Origin of the sequence: Wenzhouxiangella sediminis, assembly GCF_003410055.1 — a bacterium.
GTDB lineage: Bacteria > Pseudomonadota > Gammaproteobacteria > Xanthomonadales > Wenzhouxiangellaceae > Wenzhouxiangella > Wenzhouxiangella sediminis.
Map to the genome: position 1 here is coordinate 56513 of NZ_QUZK01000012.1, position 24413 is coordinate 80925.

The 24413-nt window shown below is 66.1% G+C and carries 26 protein-coding genes and 1 tRNA gene; 8 read left to right on the plus strand and 19 right to left on the minus strand.

The features are described 5' to 3' along the window. Positions 1-58 precede the first annotated feature (58 nt). Complete coding sequence (gene queF, locus DZC52_RS01845) at positions 59-448, plus strand: preQ(1) synthase (protein ID WP_116649416.1); 390 nt, start codon at positions 59-61, stop codon at positions 446-448. 10 nt (positions 449-458) lie between these two features. On the opposite strand, the gene DZC52_RS01850 is transcribed toward queF, so the two are convergent. The 3 genes from DZC52_RS01850 to DZC52_RS01860 are packed head-to-tail and all read right to left on the minus strand — an operon-like array spanning position 459 to position 1865. Further along, entirely contained in the window at positions 459-1310 is an 852-nt protein-coding gene (locus DZC52_RS01850; RefSeq protein WP_181918723.1) for a peptidylprolyl isomerase, read from the minus strand. Next, entirely contained in the window at positions 1300-1569 is a 270-nt protein-coding gene (locus tag DZC52_RS01855) for a BolA family protein (RefSeq protein WP_245960739.1), read from the minus strand. Before DZC52_RS01855 ends, DZC52_RS01850 begins: the two co-directional genes overlap by 11 nt. After that, positions 1566-1865, minus strand: a complete 300-nt coding sequence (locus DZC52_RS01860) for a YciI family protein (RefSeq protein WP_116649419.1) — start codon at positions 1863-1865, stop codon at positions 1566-1568. The genes DZC52_RS01855 and DZC52_RS01860 overlap by 4 nt, the downstream gene beginning before the upstream one ends. Before the next feature lie 124 nt (positions 1866-1989). Here DZC52_RS01860 and DZC52_RS01865 point away from each other — a divergent pair, with 124 nt between their 5' ends. Genes DZC52_RS01865 through DZC52_RS01875 form a run of 3 tightly spaced genes read left to right on the plus strand, consistent with a single transcriptional unit; the run spans position 1990 to position 4501 of the window. Further along, the gene (locus DZC52_RS01865; RefSeq protein ID WP_220338242.1) at positions 1990-2802 is read left to right on the plus strand and encodes a segregation and condensation protein A; all 813 of its coding nucleotides are present in this window, start codon (positions 1990-1992) and stop codon (positions 2800-2802) included. An 18-nt stretch (positions 2803-2820) separates the two neighbouring features. Then, the gene (gene scpB / locus DZC52_RS15925; protein ID WP_116649420.1) at positions 2821-3726 is read left to right on the plus strand and encodes an SMC-Scp complex subunit ScpB; all 906 of its coding nucleotides are present in this window, start codon (positions 2821-2823) and stop codon (positions 3724-3726) included. 19 nt (positions 3727-3745) lie between these two features. Further along, positions 3746-4501, plus strand: a complete 756-nt coding sequence (locus tag DZC52_RS01875; protein ID WP_181918724.1) for a pseudouridine synthase — start codon at positions 3746-3748, stop codon at positions 4499-4501. Between the two features lie 54 nt (positions 4502-4555). On the opposite strand, the gene DZC52_RS01880 is transcribed toward DZC52_RS01875, so the two are convergent. The 3 genes from DZC52_RS01880 to DZC52_RS01890 form a co-directional block, all read right to left on the minus strand. After that, positions 4556-5230 carry a YiaD family glycine zipper/OmpA-like lipoprotein gene (locus tag DZC52_RS01880; protein ID WP_116649422.1) on the minus strand — a complete coding sequence of 225 codons (675 nt, stop codon included), beginning with the start codon at positions 5228-5230 and terminating at the stop codon, positions 4556-4558. 93 nt (positions 5231-5323) lie between these two features. Further along, positions 5324-6700: a sigma-54-dependent transcriptional regulator gene (locus DZC52_RS01885; RefSeq protein ID WP_116649423.1), complete on the minus strand. Its 1377-nt coding sequence runs from the start codon at positions 6698-6700 to the stop codon at positions 5324-5326. Continuing rightward, the gene (locus tag DZC52_RS01890) at positions 6697-8160 is read right to left on the minus strand and encodes a sensor histidine kinase (RefSeq protein WP_181918725.1); all 1464 of its coding nucleotides are present in this window, start codon (positions 8158-8160) and stop codon (positions 6697-6699) included. Before DZC52_RS01890 ends, DZC52_RS01885 begins: the two co-directional genes overlap by 4 nt. Before the next feature lie 152 nt (positions 8161-8312). Here DZC52_RS01890 and DZC52_RS01895 point away from each other — a divergent pair, with 152 nt between their 5' ends. Continuing rightward, positions 8313-8696: a DUF4168 domain-containing protein gene (locus tag DZC52_RS01895; RefSeq protein WP_116649425.1), complete on the plus strand. Its 384-nt coding sequence runs from the start codon at positions 8313-8315 to the stop codon at positions 8694-8696. A 96-nt stretch (positions 8697-8792) separates the two neighbouring features. Here the strand turns inward: DZC52_RS01895 and DZC52_RS01900 are convergent, their stop codons facing one another. Genes DZC52_RS01900 through rnr form a run of 3 tightly spaced genes read right to left on the minus strand, consistent with a single transcriptional unit; the run spans position 8793 to position 12249 of the window. Continuing rightward, a complete protein-coding gene (locus tag DZC52_RS01900; RefSeq protein ID WP_116649426.1) occupies positions 8793-9368 on the minus strand; it encodes a nucleoside deaminase in 576 nt (191 codons plus the stop codon). Beyond that, positions 9365-10099, minus strand: coding sequence for a 23S rRNA (guanosine(2251)-2'-O)-methyltransferase RlmB (gene rlmB, locus DZC52_RS01905; RefSeq protein WP_116649427.1), 735 nt, complete (start codon positions 10097-10099; stop codon positions 9365-9367). Before rlmB ends, DZC52_RS01900 begins: the two co-directional genes overlap by 4 nt. 14 nt (positions 10100-10113) lie before the next feature. After that, the gene (gene rnr / locus DZC52_RS01910; protein ID WP_181918726.1) at positions 10114-12249 is read right to left on the minus strand and encodes a ribonuclease R; all 2136 of its coding nucleotides are present in this window, start codon (positions 12247-12249) and stop codon (positions 10114-10116) included. A gap of 163 nt (positions 12250-12412) precedes the next feature. Between rnr and DZC52_RS01915 the strand changes: the two genes are divergently transcribed. Genes DZC52_RS01915 through DZC52_RS01925 form a run of 3 tightly spaced genes read left to right on the plus strand, consistent with a single transcriptional unit; the run spans position 12413 to position 15723 of the window. Beyond that, the gene (locus DZC52_RS01915) at positions 12413-13972 is read left to right on the plus strand and encodes a lytic transglycosylase (protein WP_116649429.1); all 1560 of its coding nucleotides are present in this window, start codon (positions 12413-12415) and stop codon (positions 13970-13972) included. After that, positions 13965-14819 (plus strand): M23 family metallopeptidase, encoded by an 855-nt coding sequence (locus DZC52_RS01920; protein ID WP_116649430.1) that lies wholly within the window; start codon positions 13965-13967, stop codon positions 14817-14819. The genes DZC52_RS01915 and DZC52_RS01920 overlap by 8 nt, the downstream gene beginning before the upstream one ends. Further along, positions 14803-15723: a hypothetical protein gene (locus tag DZC52_RS01925; protein WP_147307579.1), complete on the plus strand. Its 921-nt coding sequence runs from the start codon at positions 14803-14805 to the stop codon at positions 15721-15723. The genes DZC52_RS01920 and DZC52_RS01925 overlap by 17 nt, the downstream gene beginning before the upstream one ends. Positions 15724-15751: 28 nt before the next feature. Here DZC52_RS01925 and folE2 read toward each other — a convergent pair whose 3' ends face one another. The 10 genes from folE2 to thrS form a co-directional block, all read right to left on the minus strand. Next, the gene (folE2, locus tag DZC52_RS01930; RefSeq protein ID WP_181918727.1) at positions 15752-16726 is read right to left on the minus strand and encodes a GTP cyclohydrolase FolE2; all 975 of its coding nucleotides are present in this window, start codon (positions 16724-16726) and stop codon (positions 15752-15754) included. 139 nt (positions 16727-16865) lie between these two features. Next, a tRNA-Pro gene (locus DZC52_RS01935) sits at positions 16866-16942 on the minus strand. 37 nt (positions 16943-16979) lie between these two features. Beyond that, the gene (locus DZC52_RS01940; protein WP_116649433.1) at positions 16980-17336 is read right to left on the minus strand and encodes a MerR family transcriptional regulator; all 357 of its coding nucleotides are present in this window, start codon (positions 17334-17336) and stop codon (positions 16980-16982) included. After that, positions 17317-17616 (minus strand): integration host factor subunit alpha, encoded by a 300-nt coding sequence (locus DZC52_RS01945; protein WP_116649434.1) that lies wholly within the window; start codon positions 17614-17616, stop codon positions 17317-17319. The genes DZC52_RS01940 and DZC52_RS01945 overlap by 20 nt, the downstream gene beginning before the upstream one ends. A 7-nt stretch (positions 17617-17623) precedes the next feature. Continuing rightward, complete coding sequence (gene pheT / locus DZC52_RS01950; RefSeq protein WP_116649435.1) at positions 17624-19999, minus strand: phenylalanine--tRNA ligase subunit beta; 2376 nt, start codon at positions 19997-19999, stop codon at positions 17624-17626. 22 nt (positions 20000-20021) lie between these two features. Then, complete coding sequence (pheS, locus tag DZC52_RS01955) at positions 20022-21026, minus strand: phenylalanine--tRNA ligase subunit alpha (RefSeq protein ID WP_116649436.1); 1005 nt, start codon at positions 21024-21026, stop codon at positions 20022-20024. 2 nt (positions 21027-21028) lie between these two features. Further along, positions 21029-21385: a 50S ribosomal protein L20 gene (gene rplT / locus DZC52_RS01960; protein WP_116649437.1), complete on the minus strand. Its 357-nt coding sequence runs from the start codon at positions 21383-21385 to the stop codon at positions 21029-21031. Between the two features lie 12 nt (positions 21386-21397). Next, positions 21398-21595 (minus strand): 50S ribosomal protein L35, encoded by a 198-nt coding sequence (gene rpmI / locus DZC52_RS01965; protein WP_116649438.1) that lies wholly within the window; start codon positions 21593-21595, stop codon positions 21398-21400. A gap of 140 nt (positions 21596-21735) precedes the next feature. After that, positions 21736-22281, minus strand: a complete 546-nt coding sequence (gene infC / locus DZC52_RS01970) for a translation initiation factor IF-3 (RefSeq protein WP_425451380.1) — start codon at positions 22279-22281, stop codon at positions 21736-21738. Positions 22282-22313: 32 nt separating this feature from the next. Next, positions 22314-24236, minus strand: coding sequence for a threonine--tRNA ligase (gene thrS, locus DZC52_RS01975; protein ID WP_116649440.1), 1923 nt, complete (start codon positions 24234-24236; stop codon positions 22314-22316). Between the last annotated feature and the right edge of the window lie 177 nt (positions 24237-24413).

The window sequence follows — 24413 nt, forward strand, 5'->3', positions numbered from 1 at the left end:
GAGTATTGTTCGTAGTTGTTGTAATGTACGCGCTTTTGACGCCAGGAGCCCGACCGAAATGGCCATCGAAGCCAGCCGAAATCTGGAAACTTTTCCCAACCCGCAGCCGGCGCGGGATTATACCATTCGCATCCGGATTCCCGAATTTACCTGCCTGTGCCCGAAAACGGGACAGCCGGATTTCGCCGAACTGCTGATCGAGTACGTGCCCGAGGCCGAATGCGTCGAGCTCAAGGCGCTCAAGGGCTACGTCTGGAGCTACCGCGACGAGGGCGCCTTCCACGAAGCCGTCACCAACCGCATTCTCGCCGACCTGGTCGAGACCGTCCAGCCGCGCTTCATGCGCCTGAGAGCCGAATTCAACGTCCGCGGCGGCATCTACACCACCGTGGTGGCCGAACACCGCGCGGAAGGCTGGCAGGCGACGCAGCGCGTCGACCTGCCCTGAAAACCGGTCATTACTGCTGCCCGGCGTCTGTTTCGGCGTCGGGCTGGGCCTCTTCGAGCGGCAGCATGGGCGTGATCTCCGCCTGGTCGTAAAGCGATTCGACCAGGGCCCGGCCCTGCTGTTGCCGGAGCGAACGGGCGATGCCCTCGCGCACCTGCTCGAATGACGGCACCTGCAGGTCGCGGGTGTCTTCCACCCGGACCAGGAACCAGCCCCGGCTGTCTTTCAACGGCTGGGGCACGATTTCGCCCGCTCCCGCCTGAGCAAGCGAGGCGGCGAAGTCCTGCGGAACCTGACTGCGATCGATCCAGCCGGGCTGATTGACCGGAAGGCCGGAAGCTTCCGCCTCGGCCCGCAGCGCAGCGTAATCGACTTCGCCGTCCTGCAGGCGCTTGATGGCGCGAAGCGCGCGCGCCTGGTCGTCGTAGCCGATGATCTCGATGCGGTACTGCGTGTCGCCCGAACGCTGCAGCTGCGCATCGTAGACATCGCGCATGTCCTGCTCGGACACCGTCTGACCCGACTGCGCCCGCTCGAGATAATGGCGATAAAGGGTCTGCATTTCCGCCAGGCGCAATTGCGCGCGGATGTTCGGATCTTCGTCCAGCGCCTCTTCGCGGGCCGCATTGGCCACGACCTGCATCCGGATGAGCTCGTCGAGCACTTCGCGCATGCCCTCGTGGTCGTCTTCGGAAACGCCCCGCCCTTCCATCACCGCTTCGAGCATGGGCAGGGTCACCGGTGTGCCGTCGACCTCGACGAGAACGACCGTGTCGTCGTCCGGGTCGCCGGACTCGCCTTCCGGTCCGCCACATGCGACGAGCCCAACGGAAGCTAGAATAATCAGGTATTTATACGTCATTCTTGGCAAGCGCCTCGATGTTGAGTGCATGGATATCGGTCTGCATCAGTTCGCCGACGGCGGCATAGACCCGCCGGTGCCGGGCCAGTCGCGGCAATCCGGCAAAGACGTCGCTGACGATCCGGACCCGAAAGTGACCGCGACCGTCCTTCGCCCCGGGGTGGCCGACGTGCAGGTGGGATTCGTCGACGATCTCGAGCTCGTCGGGCTGCAGCTGCGACTCCAGCCTTTCGCGGATCATGGCGACGCGATCGCTCACGGCAGCACCTGCTTGAACGGATGCACCTCGGTTTCCGTCCAGGCCCCGGCGTTGATGTAGGGATCCGAAGACGCCCATTCGCGGGCCGATTCCAGGCTGTCGAACTCCGCCACGATCAGGGAACCGGCAAAGCCGGCCGGACCGGGGTCTTCCGCGTCGATCCTCGGCAGCGGACCGGCCAGCACAAGGCGGCCCTCGTCGAGCAGGGCGTTGATGCGCGCCAGGTGCGCTTCGCGCGCGGCACCGCGCCGTGCCAGGCTGTCCTCGGCGTCGCGGCCGACAATCATGTAGAGCATTGCGTTCTCCGCAGCGATGATTGCCCGGCATTGTATCGGCATGAGCAACCCCGCGCTGCGCAGACCGGCCCCGGCGCCACATCGACATCACCTGCCCGGGCGTAAACCGCTACACTTGCACTCCATGACCGAGACGCCAGAAAACCGGGCCCGACAGGAAGAGATGCCCTTTGCCATCGTGCAGGGCGCTCCCGTGCTCAAGCTGCCCGACGACCTCTACATTCCGCCCGATGCGCTGGAAGTGTTCCTGGAGGCCTTCGAGGGGCCGCTCGATCTCCTGCTCTACCTGATTCGCCGCCAGAATCTAGACATCCTCGACATCCCCATCGCCGAGATCACCCGGCAGTACACCGGCTACATCGAGATGATGACCGAGATGCGCCTGGAGCTGGCCGCAGAGTACCTGGTCATGGCCGCCATCCTCGCCGAGATCAAGTCGCGCATGCTGCTGCCCCGGCCGCAGGCCGAGGACGACGAGGAGGAGGATCCGCGGGCCGAACTGATCCGTCGCCTGCAGGAATACGAACGCTTCAAGCAGGCCGCCGAGGATCTCGACGAACTGCCGCGCCTGGAGCGGGACGTGGCCGTGGCCGTCGCGGAGGTCGAGGATCAAGGTCAGGTCAAACTGCCGCCGGAAGTCGACCTGCGCGAGGTCCTGCTGGCGCTCAAGGACGTCATGGCGCGTGCCGAAATGTTCGCGCATCACCACGTGCAGGCCGAACCGCTGTCGGTCCGCGAGCGCATGTCGCGCATCATCGACCTGGTCTCCAACAACCAGTTCGTCGAGTTCGACGCCTGCTTCGATCTCGAGGAAGGTCGCATGGGTGCCGTGGTCACCTTCCTCGCCATGCTCGAGTTGCTGCGCGAACACCTGATCGACCTGGTCCAGCAGGAACTGTTCGGCAGCATCTACGTGCGCACCCCGACCCACGCCTGATTTCGAAGACGACCCCTGATGGATATCGACTACCTCAAACGCATTGTCGAAGGCGCGCTGCTGGCGGCCGGAAACCCGCTGAGCCTCAACCAGCTCAACAGCCTGTTCCCGGACGGCGAGCAGCCCGGCCACGGGCCTCTGCGCGAGGCGCTGGCCGCGCTGGACGCCGAAATGGAAGGCCGCGCGGTGGAGCTGCGCGAGGTGGGTAGCGGGTACCGGCTGCAGATCCGCAGCCAGATCATGCCGATCATTTCCCAGCTCTGGGCCGAGAAGCCGCCCCGCTACTCCCGCGCGCTGCTCGAAACCCTGGCGATCATCGCCTACCGCCAGCCGATCACCCGCGGGGAGATCGAACAGATTCGCGGCGTTTCGGTCAGTTCCAATATCCTGCGCACCCTCCAGGAGCGCGACTGGATTCGCGTGGTGGGTCATCGCGACGTGCCCGGCCGTCCGGAATTGATCGGCACGACCAAGGCTTTTCTCGACTACTTCAACCTGAAGTCGCTCGACGAGTTGCCGACGTTGGCCGAGATCAAGGACATCGACAACCTCGAGCCGGAGCTCGAACTGCAGAGTCCGGAATCCGAATCCGACTCGTCCAAAGCGGAGAAGGACGCCAATGCCCAAGTCGACCAGGAACAATCCGACCAGGAACAATCCGACGCAGAAGAAACAGACCCGGAAGCCGGCGAAGACGACCGAGCGGGCGAAGAAGACGACGAAGCCCGGCAAGCCCACGAGCCGCCGGGACAGCCCGAAGACGACGGGGAAACCGGCGCAAGGGCCGGCGAAGACGAGTCCGGGGAACGATTCGAAGAACAGCCCGAAGAATCGGAAGAACAATCCGAAGAGCAAGGGTCGCAAGCCGAAAACGAAGCGGACGCGACGGGCGAACCAACGGACGACGAGCGTCCGCCCCACTGAGACGAACGCCGAGGAGCGCTTGCAGAAGGTCCTGGCCCGCGCGGGCCTGGGCTCCAGGCGCAAGCTGGAGGCCCGGATCGAGGCCGGCGACATCCGCGTCGACGGGCGCGTCGCCGAACTCGGCACCACCGTGCGCGAAGGCAGCCAGGTGGAAATGGACGGACGCCGATGGCGTATCAGCACGCAGCCGGCCGAGCACCGGACCCTGATCTACCACAAGCCCGAAGGCGAAGTGACCACGCGCAGCGACCCCGAAGGCCGGCGCACGGTCTTCGATCGCCTGCCCCAGCCCAGGCAGGGCCGCTGGATCGCGGTGGGCCGGCTCGACATCAACACCGCCGGACTGCTGGTCCTGACCACCGACGGCGAACTGGCCAACCGGATGATGCATCCGGCCGGCCAGGTCGATCGCGAGTACCTTTGCCGGATCCGGGGCGCGGTCAGCGAAGAACAGATCGAGCAGCTCAGGCACGGCGTGCAGCTCGAAGACGGCCCGGCCCGCTTCACCGACATCGTGCCGGGCGAGGTCACCGGCGGGCACAGCTGGTACACCGTCGCCCTCATGGAAGGAAGGCATCGTGAAGTGCGCCGCCTGTGGGAAGCCGTGGGCGCGCAGGTCGCACGGCTCAAGCGCGTGCGCTTCGGGCCGGTCTTCCTGCCCGCGCGCGTCAAGAGCGGCCATTACGAGGAACTCTCCGCCGACGATCACCGCATCCTGCGCGAGGACGTGGGCCTTTCCTCGGCCAGCGTGGAGCTGACCGCCGAAGCGCTGTAATGCCCCACTGGCCGGTCATGCGGGTCGCGCCGCATGACCGGCCTTCACCTCAACTCAGTCCGCGGTGACGGGCATCAGCGTCAGTTCCACGCGTCTGTTGGCCTGGCGGCCTTCCTCGGTTTCGTTGCTCGCGACCGGATGGTCGGGGCCGTAGCCATAGGTGGCCAGGCGAACCGGATCGATGCCCTGCGCGACCAGGTAGTCGCCGACCGCCTCGGCCCGCCGCTCCGACAGCGCCATGTTGTAGTCGCGGGGACCGGTCGAGTCGGTGTGTCCATCGATGACCAGCACGGTCTTCTCGTACTCGTCGAGAACGAGAGCGACGGAATTGAGCACCTCGAAGAATTCCGATCGAAGGCTGGCGCTGTCGAGGTCGAAGGTCACATTGCCCGGCATGTTGAGGATGATCTCGTTGCCGCGGCGCGTCACGCTCACCCCGGACCCCTCAAGCTGGCGACGGAGTTCGGCCTCCTGGCGATCCATGTAGTTGCCGATGGCCGCCCCGCTCAGCGCGCCGATGCCGGCGCCCAGGGCCGCGCGCTCGAGTCGGTCGCCCCCGGTCACCGCGCCGATGACCGCGCCCACGCCGGCGCCGATGGCCGCGCCCTGGGAGGTGCGCGTGGCGCGCTCCTCCCCGGTGTACGGATCGGTCGTCGTGGCGCAGGCGGCGAGCAGGACGACGACGGCGGCGATGAGAATCCGGGCGAAATGTCGTGTCGGCATGTTCATGCAGCGTTCTCCTTCAGGGTCGAGTCGAAAACCGTGTCGATCATGACCTCATGATGGACACGAGGCACTTCAACCCCCGCTGAACAAAACCGGTCAGTCCTCATCCAGCCAGCGGTAGAGCGTGCGCCGGCCGACGCCGAGCAGCGCAGCGGCGCGCCGTTTGTTGCCGTCGACCTTCTCGAGCACATGGCGGACGTAGCGACGACGCAGCTCTTCCATCGTGGGCAGCATCTCGCCCTCGTCGAGCATCGCCTCGAGCGGATCGGCCGACGCCATCCGTTCGGCACGGCGGTCGCCCTGTCGGACCCGATCGGGCAGATGCGCAGCCTCGACCTGCTCACCTTCGCAGAAGGTCACCGCGCGCTCCATGGCGTTGCTCAGCTCTCTCACGTTGCCCGGCCAGGCGTATTCCCGGATCGCGACCAGGGCCTCGTTGCTCAGCGATCGCGCCGGGCGCTGCCGGGCCGCGGCGAAGCGACCCACGAACTGCATGGCCAGCATCTCGAGGTCCTCCCCGCGATCGCGCAAGGGCGGCACCTCGAGCTGGAAGGCCTCGAGACGGAAGTAGAGATCCTCGCGAAACTGCCCGTTGCGGACGCGCTCGTGCAGGTCCTGGTTGGTGGCGGCCACCAGGCGCACATCGACATGGTGTTCGCGCTCGGCACCCACCGGCCGGACCTGCCCGTCCTGCAGGGCCCGCAGCATCTTCGCCTGCAGCGACATCGGCATCTCGCCGATCTCGTCGAGAAACAGCGTGCCGCCCTGCGCTTCCCGGAACAGGCCCTTCCTGGCGCGATCGGCGCCGGAAAAGGCGCCCTCGGCGTGACCGAAGAACTCCGATTCCATGAGCTCCGCGGGTATCCCGGCGCAGTTGACGGCCAGGAAGGGCTCGTCGGCGCGTGGGCTTTCGGCGTGGATCGCGCGGGCGACCAGGTCCTTGCCGGTGCCCGATTCACCGCCGACCAGCACGGGGCCGTCGGCCCGGGCGACCTGCCGGATGCGGTCGAAGAGCACGCGCATGACCCGGCTGGAACCCTGCATGCCGTGGAATGAAGGCCCCTCGAGCAGTTCCCGGAACCGCTGCACTTCCTCGTGCAGGCGGCGGTTGGCGATCACGCGCTGGACACTGAGGACGAAGTGGTCCATGTCCAGCGGCTTGGTCAGGAAGTTGTCCGCCCCCGCCTGCAGCGCCGAAACGGCGCGCTCCACGGTCCCGTAGGCGCTGATCATCAGCACCGCCGGGGGGGCATGCCGCTCGCGCAGCCGTCCCAGCAGGGCCAGGCCGTCCATGCCCGGCAGCTGCAGGTCGCTGACGACGAGGTCGGGCTCGAATTCGTCGATGATCTCCAGCGCCTGCTCCGCTGTCTGCTGGGCATCCACGCTCCAGCCCTCGGCCTCGAGCTCTTCGACGAGCAGTTCCGCCAGCGTCCGGTCGTCCTCGACGACGAGAATGCGCGCTCCCTGACTCATTCCTTCCTCGCTTGCAGCGTCATGACCATGCGGCTTCCACCGAGCGCCTCGCTGACACCGACCTCGATCGACGCGCCGTGTTCCTCGGCGACGCCGCGGACAATGGCCAGGCCCAGGCCGGTGCCGCCCTGCCCCTTGCCGGCAGTGTGGAACGGTTCGAAGATGCGCTCGCGCTGATCCGGCGGCACGCCGGGTCCGTCGTCCTCGACCGTCACGACCACCCGGCCGTCGCCGTCGTGGCCGAGCGTCACGCACACCCTGCGTTCGGCGGCCTGGACGGCGTTGCGCACGAGGTTGAGCAGCGCGTGCTCGAGCCGGGCCGGCCAGCCGCTGACCGTCACGGAAGCGTCGGTGCCGGCCAGCCGCAGTTCGATGCCGCGACTCTCGCACTCGGGGCGGACGCCCGCCAGCACGCGCTGCACCAGGCGCTGCAGGTCCACGGGCTCGGGATCGCTGCGGTCGCTTCGTGCGAACTCCATGAGCTGGTTGATCAACTCCCGGGTGCGGGCCACCTGGCGCCGGATGCGCTCCAGGCGCCGGATCGAATCGTCGGACAGGCCGTCCTCGCGCTGCAGCCGACGGGTGTCGCCGTCGATGACCGTGAGGGGAGAACCGAGCTCGTGCGCCACCCCCGAGGAAAACTGCCCCAGGCGGGCCAGGTTTTCCTGCTCGAGCATCCGCCGTTCCATGCGGCGGCGCTCGCGGCGCTGCCGCGACAGTTCACCGGCCATCCGGTCGAGTCCGTCGAGCATGCGGTTGAGCGCAGCGGCCACCGAAGCGATCTCGACCGGCCCGTCCACGCGCGCCCGGTGGGAACGGTCGCCGGATTCGACCAGGGCCATCGAGTCGACCAGGCGCTCGACGTGCCGGCCGACGGCCAGGCGATGACCGAACAGCACGATCAGCAGCAGCACCCCCATCACCGTCGCCCAGGCCAGCCAACTGCGTACCTGGATCTGGTCGAGGCGCCGCGCGATCTCGCTTTCCAGGCGAACCACCTGCAGCAGACCGACGATCCGGCCGGTCGCACCGGTCAGGGGAACGAAATAGGAGAACACCGGCTCGCCGGCGAGCTGGGCGTAGCGACCCGTCTCCTCGCCGATCTGGACGAGCTCGGCCGCCTCGATCTGCTCGCGGGGACCCGGCCAGGCTTCACCGGCCACGGCGATGCGTCGGCCGTCCGCGTCGTAGACGTAGGCACCGTAGACCCGACCGATCTCGAAAGCGGCGTCGAGGGTGCGCTGGATGTCCTGCCGATCCCGTTCCTGCATCGCCTGCTCCACGGGGACGCGCAGCGTTCTCGCGACGAGTTCGATTTCCTTCTGGAGGCGACGCTCGATCAGGGTCTCGACACCCTCGTAGGTCAGCCACACCGCCAGGGTGCCGAACACGGCGAGCGGTAGGATCACCAGCAGGATCAACTGCAGACGGAGGCTGCGTAGCGGCTTCAATAATGTCACATGCGCCATTGTGACACACCAAATGGCACGTTGCCGGAGCACATCGAGCGCGCGAGCCGTCTCTGGCGGCGCGATGAACAAATGGCACAGGTCTTGCTCCCTGGTATTCGCGAAGGAAACTCATCCACACGCGAAACCCAAGGAGTTCATCCATGCAATTTCGTACTACGCTCAAGCTTTTCGCCGTCGCCGGCACCCTGATGATCGGTTCTGTCGCGGTGGCCCAGGAAGCCGCCCAGCAGTCCCGGCAGTCCGCGCCGCAGACCATCGAGGTCAGCGACCAGCAGCTGCAGCAGTTTGCCGATGCGCAGATGGAAATCGCGAGCATCCAGAAGGACTTCCGGTCCCGCCTGCAGAACGTCGAGGACCCGCAGAAGGCCCAGGAGCTCCAGCGCGAGGCCAACGAGGAGATGACCACCGCGGTCGAAGAAGTCGGCCTGGACGTGGAATCGTTCAACCAGATCGCGATGTCGATCCAGAACGATCCCGAACTTCAGCAGGAGCTGACCCAGATGCTGCAGGAACAGCAGCAGTAATCACCGACTGCGAAACCGAGGTCCGTCGGGCCTCAAAGAGAAAAGCCGGGGACTCCCCCGGCTTTTTTCGTTCCTGAATTCCGAGCTCTCTCCCCGTCAGGGGTTGTAGATCGTGTGCCCCCGCGCCGCGTAGCGCTCGAGGATCTTCGCGGCCTCCTCGCGCAGGATGCCGGTGCGCACTTCGATCCCGCGCCGTTCGAGCGCCTCGACCCAGTCGCCGGGCTTGGCGCCTTCGTCGAAACCCGAAGCCTCGGCATCGGCCTTGGTCGCCCCGCACAGCACCGAACTCACGCCCGACCAGGGAATCGCCCCGAAGCACATCGCGCAGGGTTCGCAGGAGGTCACCAGCTGAAGGGGACCGAGGCGCGTCCCGGCGAGACTCCACGAGCCCATCACCCGCTGCGCGACACTCAGCGCCACGATCTCGGCATGGGCGGCCGAACACAGCTGCGGCTCGACGCGGTTGACGCCCAGGGCCACGACTTCACCGCTGTCCTCGGCAACCACCAGCGCTCCGAAGGGACCGCCCGTGCGACGGCGCACGTTCTGGTCTGCCAGGCTGACCGCCACCGCCATCCGTTCCCGGGCCGTGGGCAGGTAGCGCGGCAGCTTCTCGGAAAACTCGCCCATCCAGTCGGGCAGGTCCACCCGGAATCCGCTGTCGGCCCTCATTGCGTTCTCCTCTCGACGGCCGCGAACAGGGCGACCCCCGCCGCGACGGATACATTGAGACTCTCGATTTCTCCCGGCATGGGGATTTCGACGAGCTCGTCGCAATGCTCGCGAGTGAGGCGCCGCATGCCGCCCTCCTCGCCCCCGAGCACGAGCGCGAGCGCGCCGTCGAGGCGCGCCCCGAACAGGCTGTTGCCGGTTCCGGCCGCCAGGCCGACGCGCCAGACGCCGTGATCGGCGAGCGCTCGAAGACTGCGCGCCAGGTTGGTCACGACGACCAGCTCGACGCGCTCGGCCGCACCCGCGGCCGCACGGCGCGCGGCGGGCGTGAGACCGACGGCCTTGTTGCGCGGGATGACGACGGCCGTGACACCCGCGGCCGCCGCGGTTCGCAGGCAGGCCCCGAGGTTCCCGGGATCCTGGACGCCGTCGAGCACGAGGAACAGGGCGCGCTCGTCGATCGATTCGAGCAGCTCCTGCAGGCGACGATCGTCGCCGGGCTGCCGCGGCGTGAACTCGGCGATGACCCCCTGGTGGCGGACCTTTCCGGCCATGCGATCAAGCGCGCGTTCTTCCGCACGCTCGACGGCCACGCCGGCTGCCCTGAGGTCGGCTTCCAACTCGCCGATCCGCCGCCCCGCCGGCTTGAGCCAGGCCCGCACGATTCGTTCGGGAGCGTGGCGAAGCAGCCCCTCGACGGCATTGATGCCCATGGCCAGTTCGCGTTTCATTTCGATCAGGTCACTCAGTCGTCCTTCCGATCCACCAGGCGAAAATCGATCTTGCGCTCTTCGAGATTGACTGCGATGACCTCGACGCGGACCCGGTCGGCAAGCCGGTACTGCAGGCCGCGGCGCTTGCCCGTCAGGCTGGAACTTACGGGGTCGAAGTGATAGTAGTCATTGGGCAGCGCGGTGACGTGCACGAGGCCGCTGACCGCCATGCCGTCGATTTCGACGAACAGGCCGAAGCTGGTGACCCCGGAGATGATGCCGCCGAAGATGTCGCCGACGTGACGCTGCATGAACTGGCACTTGAGACGCTCTTCCACGTCGCGCGAGGCGTCCTCGGCGCGGCGCTCCGTCCAGGAGCAGTGGCGGCCCAGCTCATCCATGCGCGTGTCGCCATAGTGGAAATCGCCGCGCTTACCCTGCCGGCACAGATGCTTGATGGCGCGGTGAAGCAGCAGGTCCGGGTAGCGTCGAATCGGCGAGGTGAAGTGCGCGTAGTGCTCCAGGGCGAGCCCGAAATGCCCCTTGTTCTCGGGCTGGTAGACGGCCATGCTCAGGCTCCTGAGCAGCTGGGCGTTGACCAGCGACTCGTCGGGCCGCCCTGCGACCTTTCGCTGAATGGCCGCGAACTGCTGCGGGTCGGGCTCCTCGGACCAGCGCACCTGCAGGCCGCTGACGCGCAGGAATTCTTCCAGCCCTTCGAGCTTGTCCGCCGGCGGCGGCTCGTGCACCCGATAGAGCATCGGCAGCTTGCCCTTGCCGACGAATTTCGCCGCTTCCACATTGGCGGCGATCATGAACTCCTCGATGAGGCGGTGCGCGTCGTGGCGCTGCTGCAGGCGGATATTGGCGACCCGCCCCTCGGTGTCGAACTCGAAGTAGGCCTGCTGTGAATCGAAGTCCAGGGCGCCGCGCCGCTCGCGCTTGCGCAGGAACAGGCGAAAGACCTCGTAGAGCGCCTGCAGGTTGCCCAGGACGTGACCGAAACGCTCGACCAGCTCGGGGTCGCCGGCTTCCATGATCCGGCGCACCTGGTCGTAGGTGAGCCGGGCCTGCGAGCGCATCACGGCTTCGTGGAAACGGCTGGACGTGACCTTGCCCTTGTCGTCGACATGCATCTCGCAGACCACGCAGAGGCGATCGACGCGCGGGTTGAGCGAACACAGACCGTTCGAGAGGGTCTCGGGCAGCATCGGGATGACGCGGTCGGGAAAGTAGACCGACGTACCGCGCTTTTCGGCCTCGTCGTCGAGCGGCCGGCCCGGACTCACGTATTCCGCGACGTCGGCGATGGCGACCAGGATGCGGAATCCGTCGCCGCGGGGCTCGGCGTATACGGCGTCGTCGAAGTCGCGCGCGTCGGCGCCGTCGATGGTCACCAGCGGCAGGTCGCGAAGGTCGACGCGCTCGGCGGCCTTGTCCGGAGCGACTTCGTCGCCGAAGGCCTCGGCCTCGCCAATCACGGCTTCGGGAAACTCCCAGGGAAGCTGGTGGCTGTAGACGGCGATGTCGGTGGCGATGCCCGGCTCGTCGGCGTGACCCAGCACGGCGATGATTTCACCCACGGCGCCGCGCTTCATGGTCGGCGGCTTGTCGATGCGCACGACCACCACCTGGCCCGGCGTCGCCTTGCCGACGCGCTCGGGCGGCACCAGGATGTCCTGGGTCAGGCGCGGATCGTCGGGGACGACCATCGCCACGCCGGATTCGATCAGCAGGCGTCCGGCCACCTGCGTGTGCACGCGCTCGAGCACCTCGACGATGGCGCCTTCCTTGCGACCGCGCCGGTCGACCGCGGTGACGGCCGCTAGCACGCGGTCGCCGTTGAACACCTGGCGCATCTGCTTCGGCGCCAGGTAGAGATCGTCGTCGTCGCCGTCGGTGACCACGAAACCGTACCCGTCCGGGTGGGCACTGATGCGACCGGAGATCAGGTCCATCTGCGATGGCAGGCCGTAGGCGGCCCGACGGTTCTTGACCAGCTCGCCCGATGCAACCATCTCCATCAGTACGGGTCTGAGAAGTTCGTCCGACCGGGGTTTGTCCAGGTCGAACAGATGCGAAAGCTGGCGGCGCGTTACCGGCCGCCCGGCGTCTTCCAGCGCGGCGCGAATGCGCTCGCGGGAGATATGCGAAGATTGATTGCTCATGCGGGTCATTGTACCGTTCCGTCCGCGAGCAGAAGGCCATCTTTCACGCAATCGACTTCAACAACCGACACGGCATGCGAACGATGCACCAGCCCGAACCCGATTCATGCGAATAAAGCCGAAAACCGACGCCATCAATTCCACCCGGCCCGCCTTGCGACGAATGGGCCGACTGAGCGCCGCCATGCTGATCCTGCTCGGCTCCGGCTGCGCCATGGTGGAGACCGAGGATGCCGCACCCGACCCGATCCCGCAGAAGAACCCGATCGACCTGCCCGATCCGTTTTCGGTCGTCGAGGAAGCCACCCGCCACCTGGGCGACGAGCTCGACCCTGATCCGCAACCGGCGCGACCGCCGCACCTCTGGGCTCGCGTCGTGGCGCGTTTCGAGTTCGCCGAATGTCCGGCCGACAGTCGGGCCGAGCAATGGGCCCGGTGGTACGGAGAGAGAGACGAGTACATGGAGCGGGTGCTCGATCGCGCCCGGCCCTGGCTCTACGACATCGCCGGGGAACTCGAGCGGCGCCAGCTGCCGGGCGAACTGGCCCTGCTGCCCATCGTGGAGTCCGCCTACGACCCGTTCGCCTACTCGCATGGGCGCGCCGCCGGCACCTGGCAGTTCGTCAGCGCCACGGCCCGCGAGCGCGGCATCGAGATCAACGACTTCTACGACGGCCGTCGGGACGTCTGGGCGGCCACCCGGGCAGCGCTGAACTACCTGGAATACCTGCACAGCCGTTTCGGCGACTGGAACCTGGCCCTGGCCGCCTATAACGGCGGACAGGGCCGCGTGGCGCGCGCCATCGACCGCAATCGCCGCGCCGGCCGCGAAACCGACTGGGATGAACTTCGCCTGCCGCGCGAAACCCTCGGCTACGTGCCCAAGCTCAACGGGCTGGGATGCCTGTTCGCCGAGCCGGCGCGCTACGGCTTCCAGGTACCCGTCTGGGACAACCGCCCGCAGATTGCGCGCATCGAGCTCGACGGCCCCGTCGACATCGTTGCCGTTTCGGTGGCCGCGGATATCGACATCGCCGAACTGGTCGCCATCAACCCCGGTCTCAACGGTCACCTGACGCCCCCGGGTGGACCGCACCACCTGATGGTCCCGGCCGGGCGAGCCGACCGGGTTCGCGAAGCGATCGCCGACCTGGGTGCCGAAGACATGATCGTCTGGCGCGAAATTCGCGTGCGTCGCGGCGACACGCTTTCGCACCTCGCCCGCCGTCACGGCACCACCGTGCGTGAACTGCGCGAAGCCAACAATCTCCGCAATGACTTCCTGCGCGTGGGACAGAAGCTGCGCCTGGCCGACAACGGCCGGACGCCTCAGAACTCACCCCACGCCGAGCGCTATGCCCAGCTCGAGCGCCTGCAACAGCGACTGCTTCCGACCAAGCGTTTCCAGCACCAGGTCCGGCCGGGCGAAAGCCTGTGGGTGATCGCGCAGCGCTACGGCGTGAGCGTCGATGAGCTTCAGCGCTGGAACGGGCTCGGCAGCGACAGCCTGATTCGTCCAGGCGACCGAATCCTCGTGAACATGACGCAACCGGGTAGCTCGCAAAGCCGGGAGTACACGGTGCGCCGCGGAGACTCCCTGTGGACCATCGCACGGCGTCACGACGTCTCGGTACGGGAACTGATGCGCTGGAACGGACTCAACGAGGGTGCGATCCTGAGACCCGGGCAGACCCTGACCATCCGCGGAGACGGCAATGCATAGCCAGCTTTCCGGCCTCGTCCTGGCCACCGGCCTCCTGCTCATCACCCCGCTCCCGGCGGCAGCCGAGGAGGACAGTCCCGTCCGATTCGAGGGTGAAGTCGTCCAGGGCGGCCTGGTCGTGGGACGCGCACCGGCAGGCAGCTCGGTCGAAGTCGACGGCGAACCGGTCATGACCAGCCCGGATGGACGCTTCCTGCTCGCCTTCGAGCGCCAGCAGACCGAACCGACGCGCGTCGAGGTCGTCCTGCCGACCGGCATGCGCCTGGAAGAAACGCTCGCTCCGCAGCCTCGGGAATTCGACATCCAGCGCATCGACGGGCTGCCGCAGGACAAGGTCACGCCCCCGGAGTCGGTTCTGTCCCGAATCCGCGAGGATGCACGGCAAGCACGGGAGGCGCGGAACAGACGCGACGCACGGCTGGATTGGGCGGCGGGCTTCGACTGGCCCCTGACCGGCCCCGTCACCGGCGTGTACGGCAGCCAGCGCATTCTCAACGGCGAGCCGCGCAACCCCCACTGGGGCATCGATATCGCCGCGCCGACCGGCACGCCCGTGCGCGCACCGGCTCCCGGGGTCGTCACGCTGGCCCACCCGGACATGTACTTTTCGGGAGGCACCCTGTTCATCGACCACGGTCACGGCCTGGTGTCGGCCTTCCTTCACCTGCACACGATGCACGTAGAGCCGGGCGACGTCGTCGACCGTGGAGAGTTGATCGCCGAAGTCGGGGCGACCGGGCGAGCGACCGGCCCGCACCTGGATTGGCGAATGAACCTGCGCGAGGTGCGAATCGACCCCGCCCTGCTGCTCGACTGGGACGAAAACCCCGATGCCCAGGCCCCCTGAAATCCTTCGCCGCGACTCGATCGCCTCGCCGCACGGTCGCGTGACGGGATGCTGCGCCGTCGTGCTGCTGATATCGGCGTTGACCGGTTGCGCAACAACGCCGGCCGGAAACGTAACGCAAGAGCCGTCGAGGCCCTCCCCGGTAATCGAGCAGGTGGCTGCCCGGATGCCCGGCGAGTACGTCAGCGTCCGCGAAGACCAACGGCGCGCCCAGACCCTGACCATCAGCCGCGAGGCCAGTGGCGCAGGCGATCGGCTGGACCTGTCGATGCAGCAGGCCGCCGTCAACGGCGAAGATGCACGCCGTTTCGGCCTCAAGCTCGAACCGGGTGCGATGTCGAACCGCCTCGAGGGTGAAATCGCCCTGCTCGATCCGAAGGGCCGCGCCCGGCGCAGCTGCCCGATGGCATTCCAGGTCTCCGAGCGCGGACTGGTGGGAGAAACCGATCCGAGCTCCTGTCGCTTCGGTGACGGCGAGGACAGCGTCGGGCTGCTCAAGGAAATCGCCTTCGACGGCAGCGAGCTGACCATCGGGGACCGGCTCGTGGATCCCGTTTCGGGCCAGGCGGTCGGACAGGACCGGATCATCCGCTTCCTGCCGGTGCGCGACTACGAGGGCTGGCTGGGCGTGCAAGAAGACGGACAATGGCGGGTGGCCCGTCATTTCACCCTTCGTACCGGAGACAGCGTCGAGCCGCTGGATGCGGCCGAAATGAGCCTGGGCCTGTCGATTTCGCTCAACTATTACCGGATGGAACGCGGCGGCGACGAGACCCTGATGCGCCTGACCGTGACCCGCCTGGAAGACGGATCGGTCGTGGCCGAAGCCTGGGCGGCTCCCGGTTCAGGCACGATCGGCGTGGCCCTGCCCGAGCTGCAGGTCGGGCTGAACGGTCCGGACTGAGTTCCCGGACGGCCCGACGCCGACCAGTTCAGTCGTGCCGCCAGCCGGAAGGCTGGCCGTCGATCGGCTGATAGCCGCCTTCCACGCCCTTGGTCACGATCGCCACCGCGTTGTGCGGGTGGAGGCTCTCGAAATGACGGCAGCGGGCCCAGAAGTCGATGACGCGTTCCTCTGACTCCAGCACCGTCTGAACCCGACGCGCGGCGTCTTCGCAGAACATCAGGTTCTGGCCATTGAGCAGCGCGAAGGCCTGCTCGTCTTCCCGCTTGACGGCCGCCTGCACCGGGGTCTTGAGAGCCCCTTCGACGGAATCGATCATCTCGACGAAGGGAAAAGCCTCGAAGCTCGGCGCCAGCTGGAGCCGGATATCGGCGGCGCTGCGCTGGCTGTGAGGCGTGGCCACGATCCCCTCTTCGCTGCCCAGCCACTCGATCACGGCTTCGATGTCGACCGGACCGTCGTCGCCGAAGTCCCTGCGGAACTGATCCTGGATGAGCTGGCGCGCCAGTGCCGCGGAACAAGGACAGGTACTCGAGTAAGCGATCTGCAGCGCCATCTCGACCTGGAACTCGCGATCGTCCAGGCTGGCGATCAGGCTGATCGGGTAGCGCTTCCAGCCGCTATTGTCGCTGACCAGCGACTTGCGCCGCAGCATGTAATCGAAGTCGAGCCGCACCATGGCGGTCGAACTGAGGTCTTCGTGCGAGGCCAGAAAATCGCGAAGAAGGTGGCGCAAGAGCGCGGGCGTGACCGTGTGCTCGGCCAGGGCCCGATCCAGGTGCAGGTAGAGCCGGGACATGTGGATGCCGCGCTTCTCGGGCCGCTCGAGGTCGACAAAGGCGCTGATATGGGCCGTTGTTTGAACATGCTTGCCATCGGTGGCGTCCAGCAGGATGGGCATTTCGATCGTGTTCATGCCGACCCAGTCGAGCTGGCCGGCCACCTGGGCCCGGGCATGGGAGGCAACATCCGGCATGTTCGCGACTTTGGATCGATTCTTCATAAGGCTCTCTGCTGCGTTGAGGCGATAGACGCCCTGCATTGGTAGGGACGATTTTATTGCGAAGCGACATTGAACGCCAATTGCAATGAAAGCCCCGTGAACCCGGGCGGGTGACGCAGGAGATGTGAGGAAAAGGAAATGGTCGGAGCGGCGAGATTCGAACTCGCGACCCCCACAACCCCATTGTGGTGCGCTACCAGGCTGCGCTACGCTCCGACCGAAACTTGCTTGGGGCTAAAACGACTATTTTACCCTAGCGACGCAATACGTGCAGGATTTCTTCGAGCTCGACGCGCATCTGGCGCACGAGCTGCTGGCTGCGTGAGACGTCGTTTTGCGCCGTGTCGCCTTCGAGCCGCTGACGGGCGCCCTGGATGGTGAAACCCTGCTCGTGGAGCAGGCTGCGGATCTGGCGCACCATCAGGACGTCGTGGCGCTGGTAGTAGCGACGATTGCCTCGACGCTTGACGGGCTTGAGCTGGGGAAACTCCTGTTCCCAGTAGCGAAGCACGTGCGGCTTGACGGCGCAAAGATCGCTCACCTCGCCGATGGTGAAGTAGCGCTTCGCCGGTATCGGCGGCAGCTCCTGGTTACTCCGCGGATCCAGCATACGCTTCCACCCTCGCTCTGAGTTTCTGCCCCGGCTTGAAGGTCACGACCCGCCGGGCCGATATCGGGATTTCCTCGCCCGTCTTGGGATTGCGCCCGGGGCGCTGATTCTTGTCGCGAAGCTGGAAGTTGCCGAATCCCGACAGCTTGACGTGATCGCCGTCCTCAAGGGCCTGACGGATGGTCTCGAACCAGGCGTCCACGAATTCCTTGGCTTCGCGCTTGTTCAGACCGACCTCATCGAACAGTGCGGAAGCCAGGTCAGCTTTGGTCAACGACATCCCCTTTTCAACCTCTCAATTTGGCACCGAAGCGACTGTCGAGATCGGCCAGCACCGTCTCGAGCAGTGCATCGATCTCACGATCCTTTAGGGTGCGCGAAACATCGCGCAAAATCAAGCCAATAGCCAGGCTTCTGAACCCGGTTTCGATCCCCTCCCCCCGATACTGGTCGAATATGACGCAGTTTTCGAGCAATCCGCCGGCCGATTCGCGCACCGCCTCGATCAGCTCTCCGGCGGGATACTCGTCGGAAACGACGATGGCGATGTCGCGGCGGACGGCGGGGAAGCGGCCGCTGTCGCGGTGCTCCGGGAGACGGCGGCCGCTGATGCTGCTGCCGTCGAATTCGGCCACGAAAACGGGCCGATCGAGTTCCATCGCGCCGGCCAGTGCCGGGTGAAGCTGACCGAGCCAGCCGGCCTGGACACCGTCGATGAGCAACCGCGCCGCCTGTCCCGGGTGCAGCCAGGGCAAATCGGTGCGTTCGAAGCTCACCTCGCCGTCGATGGCGTTGAACGCCAACAGGTTCTCGACTTCGCCCTTGAGGTCGAAATAGTCCAGCTCGCGCGGCTTGCCGCTGAAATGCTCGGGCCGGACATCCCCGGTCATCAGCAGACCGAGCCGCCAGGCTTCCTCGAACGATTCGGCGCCGTTGCGGAAGCAATGGCCGGTCTCGAACAAGCGGAAGGACGGCATCTGTCGACGCAGGTTGCGGCCGGCAACGTCCAGCAGACCGGGCAACAGGCTGGTGCGAAGCACCGCCATTTCGCGGCTCAGCGGATTGGCCAGGGGCTGGGCGCCTTCGCCCATGGACAGGCGGTCCAGCTGCTCCTGGCTGACGAAGCTCCAGGACATGATCTCCTGGAAGCCGCGCGCGGCGAGCTGCTCTCGGAGTTTCCTTTCGCCGGTCTGCGTCTCCGCCGGCGCCTTGACCACGATTTCGCCCCCGGGATGACGGGCCGGAAGGCGGTCGTAGCCGTGGATGCGGGCGACTTCCTCGATCAGATCCGCTTCGATCTCGATGTCGCGCCTGGCCGTCGGCGCCAGGACACAGAAACGATCTTCGCTGCGGCTGACTTCCATGCCCAGTCGCTCGAGCATGGACTGGACGGAATCCGGGTCGAATTCGGCGCCCAGCACCCGGTTGAGGCGAGCCATGCGCAGTTCGACGCTCGAGGTGCCCGGCAAGGCATCGTCGTCCACGGCTTCGACGACCGGCCCGGGCCGGCCGCCGGCGATGGCCATGATCAGCCCTGTGGCGCGCTCGATCGCCAGGCGCTGCAGCGCAGGGTCGACGCCGCGCTCGAAGCGATGCGCCGATTCGGTCGAAAGACCCAGGCGCCGTGCGCGCCCGCTGATCGTGGCGGGATTGAACCAGGCCGACTCCAGCAGGATATCGCGCGTGGTCTCGCCGACCGCCGAATGCTCACCGCCCATCACGCCGGCGATGGCCAGTGGACGCTCGTGGTCGGCGATCAGCAGCATGTCTTCATCAGGCTCGACTTCCTGACCGTCGAGGAGCGTGATCGTCTCGCCCTTGTGCGCCCGCCGGACGCGAATCCCGCCTTCGATGCGATCAAGGTCGAACGCATGCATGGGCTGGCCGAGTTCGAGCAGCACGTAATTGGTGACGTCAACGACGGGACCCAGACTTCGGATTCCGGAGCGACGCAGGCGCTCGACCATCCAGAGCGGGGTTGCCGCCGCCGCGTCGATGCCCTCGATCACGCGTCCGACGTAGCGCGGACAGTCCTGCGGGCTCTCGAGGGCGATCTCGACGCCCCGCTCGATCTCGGCCGACACCTCGTCGATGGCCGGAGCGCGCATGGGGCGGGCCGTGATCGCGGACAGTTCCCGCGCCAGGCCGCGCACCGAAAGGCAATCGGCGCGATTGGGCGTGAGGTCGATCTCGAGGATCGAATCATCCAGATCCAGGTAGGCGGACAGGGGCTCGCCCACGGGCGCATCGCCCGGTAGCTCCATGAGACCGTCGGCGTCCTCGCCCAGGCCCAGTTCCGGTTGGGAACAGAGCATGCCTTCCGATCCCACGCCCCGCAACTTGGCCGGCTTGATCTTCAGCCCGCCGGGCAGCTTCGTGCCCAACGTGGCCAGCGGCGCCTTCAGGCCTTCCCGGGCATTGGGCGCACCGCAGACGATGGTGCGCTCCTCGCTGTCGCCGGCGACCTTGCACACGCGCAGCCGATCAGCGTCGGGGTGCGGCTCGACGGAGACGATCTCGCCGACGACCACGCCTTCGAGCGGCGGCGCCACTGGTTCGATCGAATCGACTTCCAGTCCGGCGAGGGTGAAGCGCTCGGCGATTTCATCCGCATTCAGACCGGAATCCACCCATTCGCCGAGCCAGCGATGACTGATTTTCATGGAATTCTCTTAGCCTCCCCGCTTAGCGAAACTGACGCAGGAAGCGCAGATCGTTGTCGAAAAACAGGCGCAGGTCGTCGACGCGATAGCGGAGCATCGCGAAGCGCTCGACGCCCAGGCCGAATGCATAGCCGGTGTATTCCTCCGGATCGACGCCGCAGTTGGTCAGGACATTGGGATGCACCATGCCGCAGCCGAGCACTTCGAGCCAGTCGCCCGCCGTGCCGTCGGGGTGGCGCCAGCGGACATCGACTTCCGCCGAAGGCTCGGTGAACGGGAAGTAGGACGGACGCAGCCGCATTTCGAGATCGTCCTCGAAGAAGGCATTGACGAAATCCGACAGCATCCCCTTGAGATCGGCGAAGGTCACGTCGCGATCGACGAGCAGGCCTTCGACCTGGTGAAACTGCGGGGTATGCGTCTGGTCCGAGTCGGACCGGAACACACGACCGGGCGCGACGATGCGAACCGGAGCACCCCGCTCCTTCATCACCCGGATCTGCACCGGTGAGGTATGCGTGCGCAACAGGCGGCCGTCCGGCAGGTAGAACGTGTCGTGCATGGCCCGCGCCGGATGGTGCGGCGGGAAATTCAGCGCCTCGAAATTGTAGTAGTCGTTCTCGACTTCCGGCCCGGTCGCCACTTCGAAGCCGAGTCGCTGAAAAATGTCGAGCAGTCGATCGAGCGCGCGGTTGACGGGATGGGCGCCACCCGCTTCTGCGGCACGCCCGGGCAGGGTGACGTCGATCGTCTCCTCGGCCAGGCGGGCGTTCAGATGTTCGCGTGCGAGCACGTCGCCGCGATCGGCGATGGCGCTTTCCAGGGTCTGCTTGGCGCCGTTGATCTGCTGGCCGGCCTCCCGCCGCTGCTCCGGCGGCAATTGGCCCAGTTCCTTGAGTTGCGCGGTCAGCGCCCCCTTCTTGCCGAGGAAGCGAACCCGGACCTCGTCCAGGGTTCGCTCGCTGTCGGCCTTGGCGACCTGCTCGAGAGCGTCCTCGAGCAGGTTCTGCGATGCCGTCGTCTCCATGCTCAGCCCAGGCTGGACTGAGCTTTCTCGGCCAGGGCCTTGAAGGCGGCCTTGTCGTTGACGGCCAGGTCGGCCAGGACCTTGCGGTCGATGGCGACATCGGCCCGCTTCAGGCCGTTGATGAAACGGCTATAGGACAGACCGTTCTCGCGCGCCGCGGCGTTGATGCGCTGGATCCACAGGCTGCGGAAATCGCGCTTGCGCTGACGGCGGTCGCGGTAACTGTACTGGCCGGCCTTGATGACCGCCTGCTTGGCGACGCGAAAGACCTTGCGGCGGGCGCCGTAATAGCCCTTGGCGCGACTGAGCACCTTGCGGTGACGACGACGGGCGACTACTCCACGTTTGACTCTTGCCATGATCGCTCTCCCTTACAGCTTCGGCAGCATCTGGCGCACGGCTTTCTCTTCCGCGCGGGTGACCAGGGTGGAAGCACGCAGGCGACGCTTGCGCTTGGTGTCCTTCTTGGTGAGGATATGGCTGTGGTTGGCGCGTTTGCGCTTGATGCGCCCGCTACCCGTAGCCCGGAAGCGCTTGGACGCGCCCCGATTGCTCTTCATCTTCGGCATTGTCTTGCTCCTTTTGTTTTACCTTCGTGCAGCGGCTCCCGGGCCGTCCGGGCAACGCTTGTGCGAGCTGCATTCCGGCGAGTTGTATCCGACAGCAAAAACCGCCGGTTCGTTCAACGCCGCTCAGGAAGCCATCCTTGTCAGGATGTCTTTTTGGGCGACAGCATCATGACCATCTGTCGCCCTTCCATGCGCGGGCGCTGCTCCACGACCGTTTCTTCGGCCATGTCCTGCTCGACCCGCTGGAGAATCTCGAGACCGAGCTCCTGGTGGGCCATTTCGCGACCACGGAAGCGAAGGGTCACCTTGACCTTGTCGCCCTCTTCGATGAACCGGCGCAGGTTGCGCATCTTGACGTCGTAGTCATGGTCATCGGTTCCGGGGCGGAACTTCACTTCCTTGATCTGAATCTGTTTCTGCTTCTTGCGCGCCGCCTGCGCCTTCTTGGACTGCTCGAAGCGGTACTTGCCCCAGTCCATGATGCGGCAGACGGGCGGATCGGCCTGCGGCGCGATCTCGACAAGGTCCATGCCCTCTTCCTCGGCACGGGCCAGCGCATCCCTGATCCCCATCACCCCGATCTGATCACCTTCGGAACCTACTACGCGCACTTCGCGCGCCGTGATGTCTTCGTTGCGTCGGGTCTGCTTATCCGTTGCGATGTGTGCTGCTCCTTGGTTTTGAATCCGTTGCGTCTGAAATCAACGCGAGCGAACCGTCAATTATCGTCGATCGGGCCGCGCCGTGCCACCTCCTCGGAAAGGCGCGCAACCAGATCGTCGATGGGCATCGCGCCCAGGTCGGTCCCGTCGCGCAGCCGCACGGCTACCTGGCGATTCTCGACTTCGCGATCGCCCACGACCAGCAGGTACGGGATCTTCTCGAGCGTGCGGCCGCGAATTTTATAGCCGATCTTCTCGTTCCGCAAGTCCGATTCCACCCGAAAACCTTGCTGATTCAGGGCGTTGGTCACCTCGCGAACGTAGTCGGCCTGGGCGTCGGTGATGTTCATGACCACCGCCTGCACCGGCGCGAGCCAGAGCGGCAGGTCGCCGGCGTAGTGCTCGATGAGCACGCCGATGAAACGTTCGATCGAACCGAGAATGGCGCGGTGCAACATGACCGGCACGCGGCGCTCGCCGTCCTCGTCGACATACTCGGCGCCCAGGCGGCCCGGCATGGAGAAGTCGACCTGCATGGTGCCGCACTGCCAGACGCGGCCGATGCAGTCGGTCAGCGAGAACTCGATCTTGGGGCCGTAGAAGGCACCCTCGCCCGGCTGCAGTTCGTATTCGATGCCGGCCGCCTCGAGCGCATCGGCCAGGGCCTTCTCGGCCTTGTCCCAGACTTCGTCCGAACCCACACGCTTTTCGGGACGGGTCGAGAGCCTGACCGCCACGTCGGTGAAGCCGAAATCGTTGTAGACGTCGAAGACCAGCTTGTTGAAGGCCAGCACTTCGTCGCGGATCTGATCCTCGGTGCAGAAGATGTGCGCGTCGTCCTGCACGAAATTGCGCACGCGCATCAAGCCATGCAGTGCGCCCGAGGGCTCGTTGCGGTGGCAGGATCCGAACTCGGCCATGCGCAACGGCAGGTCGCGGTAGCTCTTCAGGCCCTGATTGAACACCTGCACGTGGCAGGGGCAATTCATCGGCTTGACCGCGTAGACGCGATCCTCCGACGAGGTGATGAACATATCGTCGCCGAAGTTCTCCCAGTGGCCGGACTTCTCCCACAGGCTGCGGTCGACGATCGAGGGCGTGTGGATTTCCTGGTAGTCGGCCTGGCGCAGACGCTCGCGGATGTAGTCCTGAAGGGCCAGGTAAATGCGCCAGCCGCGGTCGTGCCAGAACACCATGCCCGGCGCTTCGGGCTGGATGTGATAGAGATCCAGGCGCGCACCGAGCTTGCGATGGTCGCGCTTTTCGGCCTCCTCGAGGCGCTTGAGGTAGGCCTTGAGCTGCTTCTTGTCCGGCCAGGCAGTGCCGTAGATGCGCTGCAGCATCTCGTTGTCGGAGTCGCCGCGCCAGTAGGCGCCGGCCAGCTTGGTCAGCTTGAAAGCGCCGAGCTTGCCGGTCGAAGGCACGTGCGGGCCGCGGCACAGGTCGATGAAATCACCCTGCCGATACAGCGACAGCGCCTCGTCGGCCGGAATGTCCTCGATGATCTTCGCCTTGTACTCCTCGCCCATGTCGCGGAAGAACTCGACCGCCTCGTCGCGTTCCATCACGGAGCGCTCCACGGCGATGTCCTCGGCGACGATCTTCGCCATTTCCTTCTCGATCTTTTCGAGATCCTCCGGGCGAAACGGCTCCTCGCGGGCGAAGTCGTAGTAGAACCCGTCGTCGATGACCGGACCGATCGTCACCTGGGTTTCGGGAAACAGCCGTTTGACCGCCTGCGCCATCAAATGCGCGGTGGAGTGGCGGATCATGTCCAACCCCTCCTCGTCGCGCGGCGTGATGATCCGCAGGTCGGCGTCCCGATCGATCCTGAAACTGGTATCCACCAGCCGACCCTCGACCTCACCGGCAAGCGCCGCCTTGGCCAGGCCCGGACCGATCGACTCGGCCACCTCGTGCACCGTCACCGGATGATCGAAATCCTTCCGGTTACCGTCTGGAAGCGTAATCTGAACCATGGTTGTGAATTCTACCGTCACTCAGCCCGAAAAGTTGGGACAAATTCGGGAAAACTGAAGCCTTTGCCGCCCTTTTCAGGGGAAGCTTCGATCCCGGCCCGATTGGGGATGGCCTGCTTCAGTTCGACGCGGTGGCGAGGCCCTCAGCAGGCCATCCCCAATCGGGCCTCCCCGCAG

Coding starts and splice junctions, on each gene's coding strand:
- DZC52_RS01885 (WP_116649423.1), bottom strand. CDS start 6,700: ATGAGTCAGGGAGCGCGCATTCTCGTCGTCGAGGACGACCGGACGCTG.
- DZC52_RS01940 (WP_116649433.1), bottom strand. CDS start 17,336: ATGCTGGATCCGCGGAGTAACCAGGAGCTGCCGCCGATACCGGCGAAG.
- rnr (WP_181918726.1), bottom strand. CDS start 12,249: ATGAGCAATCAATCTTCGCATATCTCCCGCGAGCGCATTCGCGCCGCG.
- scpB (WP_116649420.1), top strand. CDS start 2,821: ATGGATATCGACTACCTCAAACGCATTGTCGAAGGCGCGCTGCTGGCG.
- DZC52_RS01895 (WP_116649425.1), top strand. CDS start 8,313: ATGCAATTTCGTACTACGCTCAAGCTTTTCGCCGTCGCCGGCACCCTG.
- DZC52_RS01860 (WP_116649419.1), bottom strand. CDS start 1,865: ATGCTCTACATGATTGTCGGCCGCGACGCCGAGGACAGCCTGGCACGG.
- DZC52_RS01850 (WP_181918723.1), bottom strand. CDS start 1,310: ATGACGTATAAATACCTGATTATTCTAGCTTCCGTTGGGCTCGTCGCA.
- rlmB (WP_116649427.1), bottom strand. CDS start 10,099: ATGAAACGCGAACTGGCCATGGGCATCAATGCCGTCGAGGGGCTGCTT.
- DZC52_RS01865 (WP_220338242.1), top strand. CDS start 1,990: ATGACCGAGACGCCAGAAAACCGGGCCCGACAGGAAGAGATGCCCTTT.
- DZC52_RS01925 (WP_147307579.1), top strand. CDS start 14,803: ATGCCCAGGCCCCCTGAAATCCTTCGCCGCGACTCGATCGCCTCGCCG.
- queF (WP_116649416.1), top strand. CDS start 59: ATGGCCATCGAAGCCAGCCGAAATCTGGAAACTTTTCCCAACCCGCAG.
- rplT (WP_116649437.1), bottom strand. CDS start 21,385: ATGGCAAGAGTCAAACGTGGAGTAGTCGCCCGTCGTCGTCACCGCAAG.
- rpmI (WP_116649438.1), bottom strand. CDS start 21,595: ATGCCGAAGATGAAGAGCAATCGGGGCGCGTCCAAGCGCTTCCGGGCT.
- thrS (WP_116649440.1), bottom strand. CDS start 24,236: ATGGTTCAGATTACGCTTCCAGACGGTAACCGGAAGGATTTCGATCAT.
- DZC52_RS01920 (WP_116649430.1), top strand. CDS start 13,965: ATGCATAGCCAGCTTTCCGGCCTCGTCCTGGCCACCGGCCTCCTGCTC.
- DZC52_RS01915 (WP_116649429.1), top strand. CDS start 12,413: ATGGGCCGACTGAGCGCCGCCATGCTGATCCTGCTCGGCTCCGGCTGC.
- folE2 (WP_181918727.1), bottom strand. CDS start 16,726: ATGAAGAATCGATCCAAAGTCGCGAACATGCCGGATGTTGCCTCCCAT.
- DZC52_RS01880 (WP_116649422.1), bottom strand. CDS start 5,230: ATGAACATGCCGACACGACATTTCGCCCGGATTCTCATCGCCGCCGTC.
- pheT (WP_116649435.1), bottom strand. CDS start 19,999: ATGAAAATCAGTCATCGCTGGCTCGGCGAATGGGTGGATTCCGGTCTG.
- pheS (WP_116649436.1), bottom strand. CDS start 21,026: ATGGAGACGACGGCATCGCAGAACCTGCTCGAGGACGCTCTCGAGCAG.
- DZC52_RS01945 (WP_116649434.1), bottom strand. CDS start 17,616: ATGTCGTTGACCAAAGCTGACCTGGCTTCCGCACTGTTCGATGAGGTC.
- DZC52_RS01900 (WP_116649426.1), bottom strand. CDS start 9,368: ATGAGGGCCGACAGCGGATTCCGGGTGGACCTGCCCGACTGGATGGGC.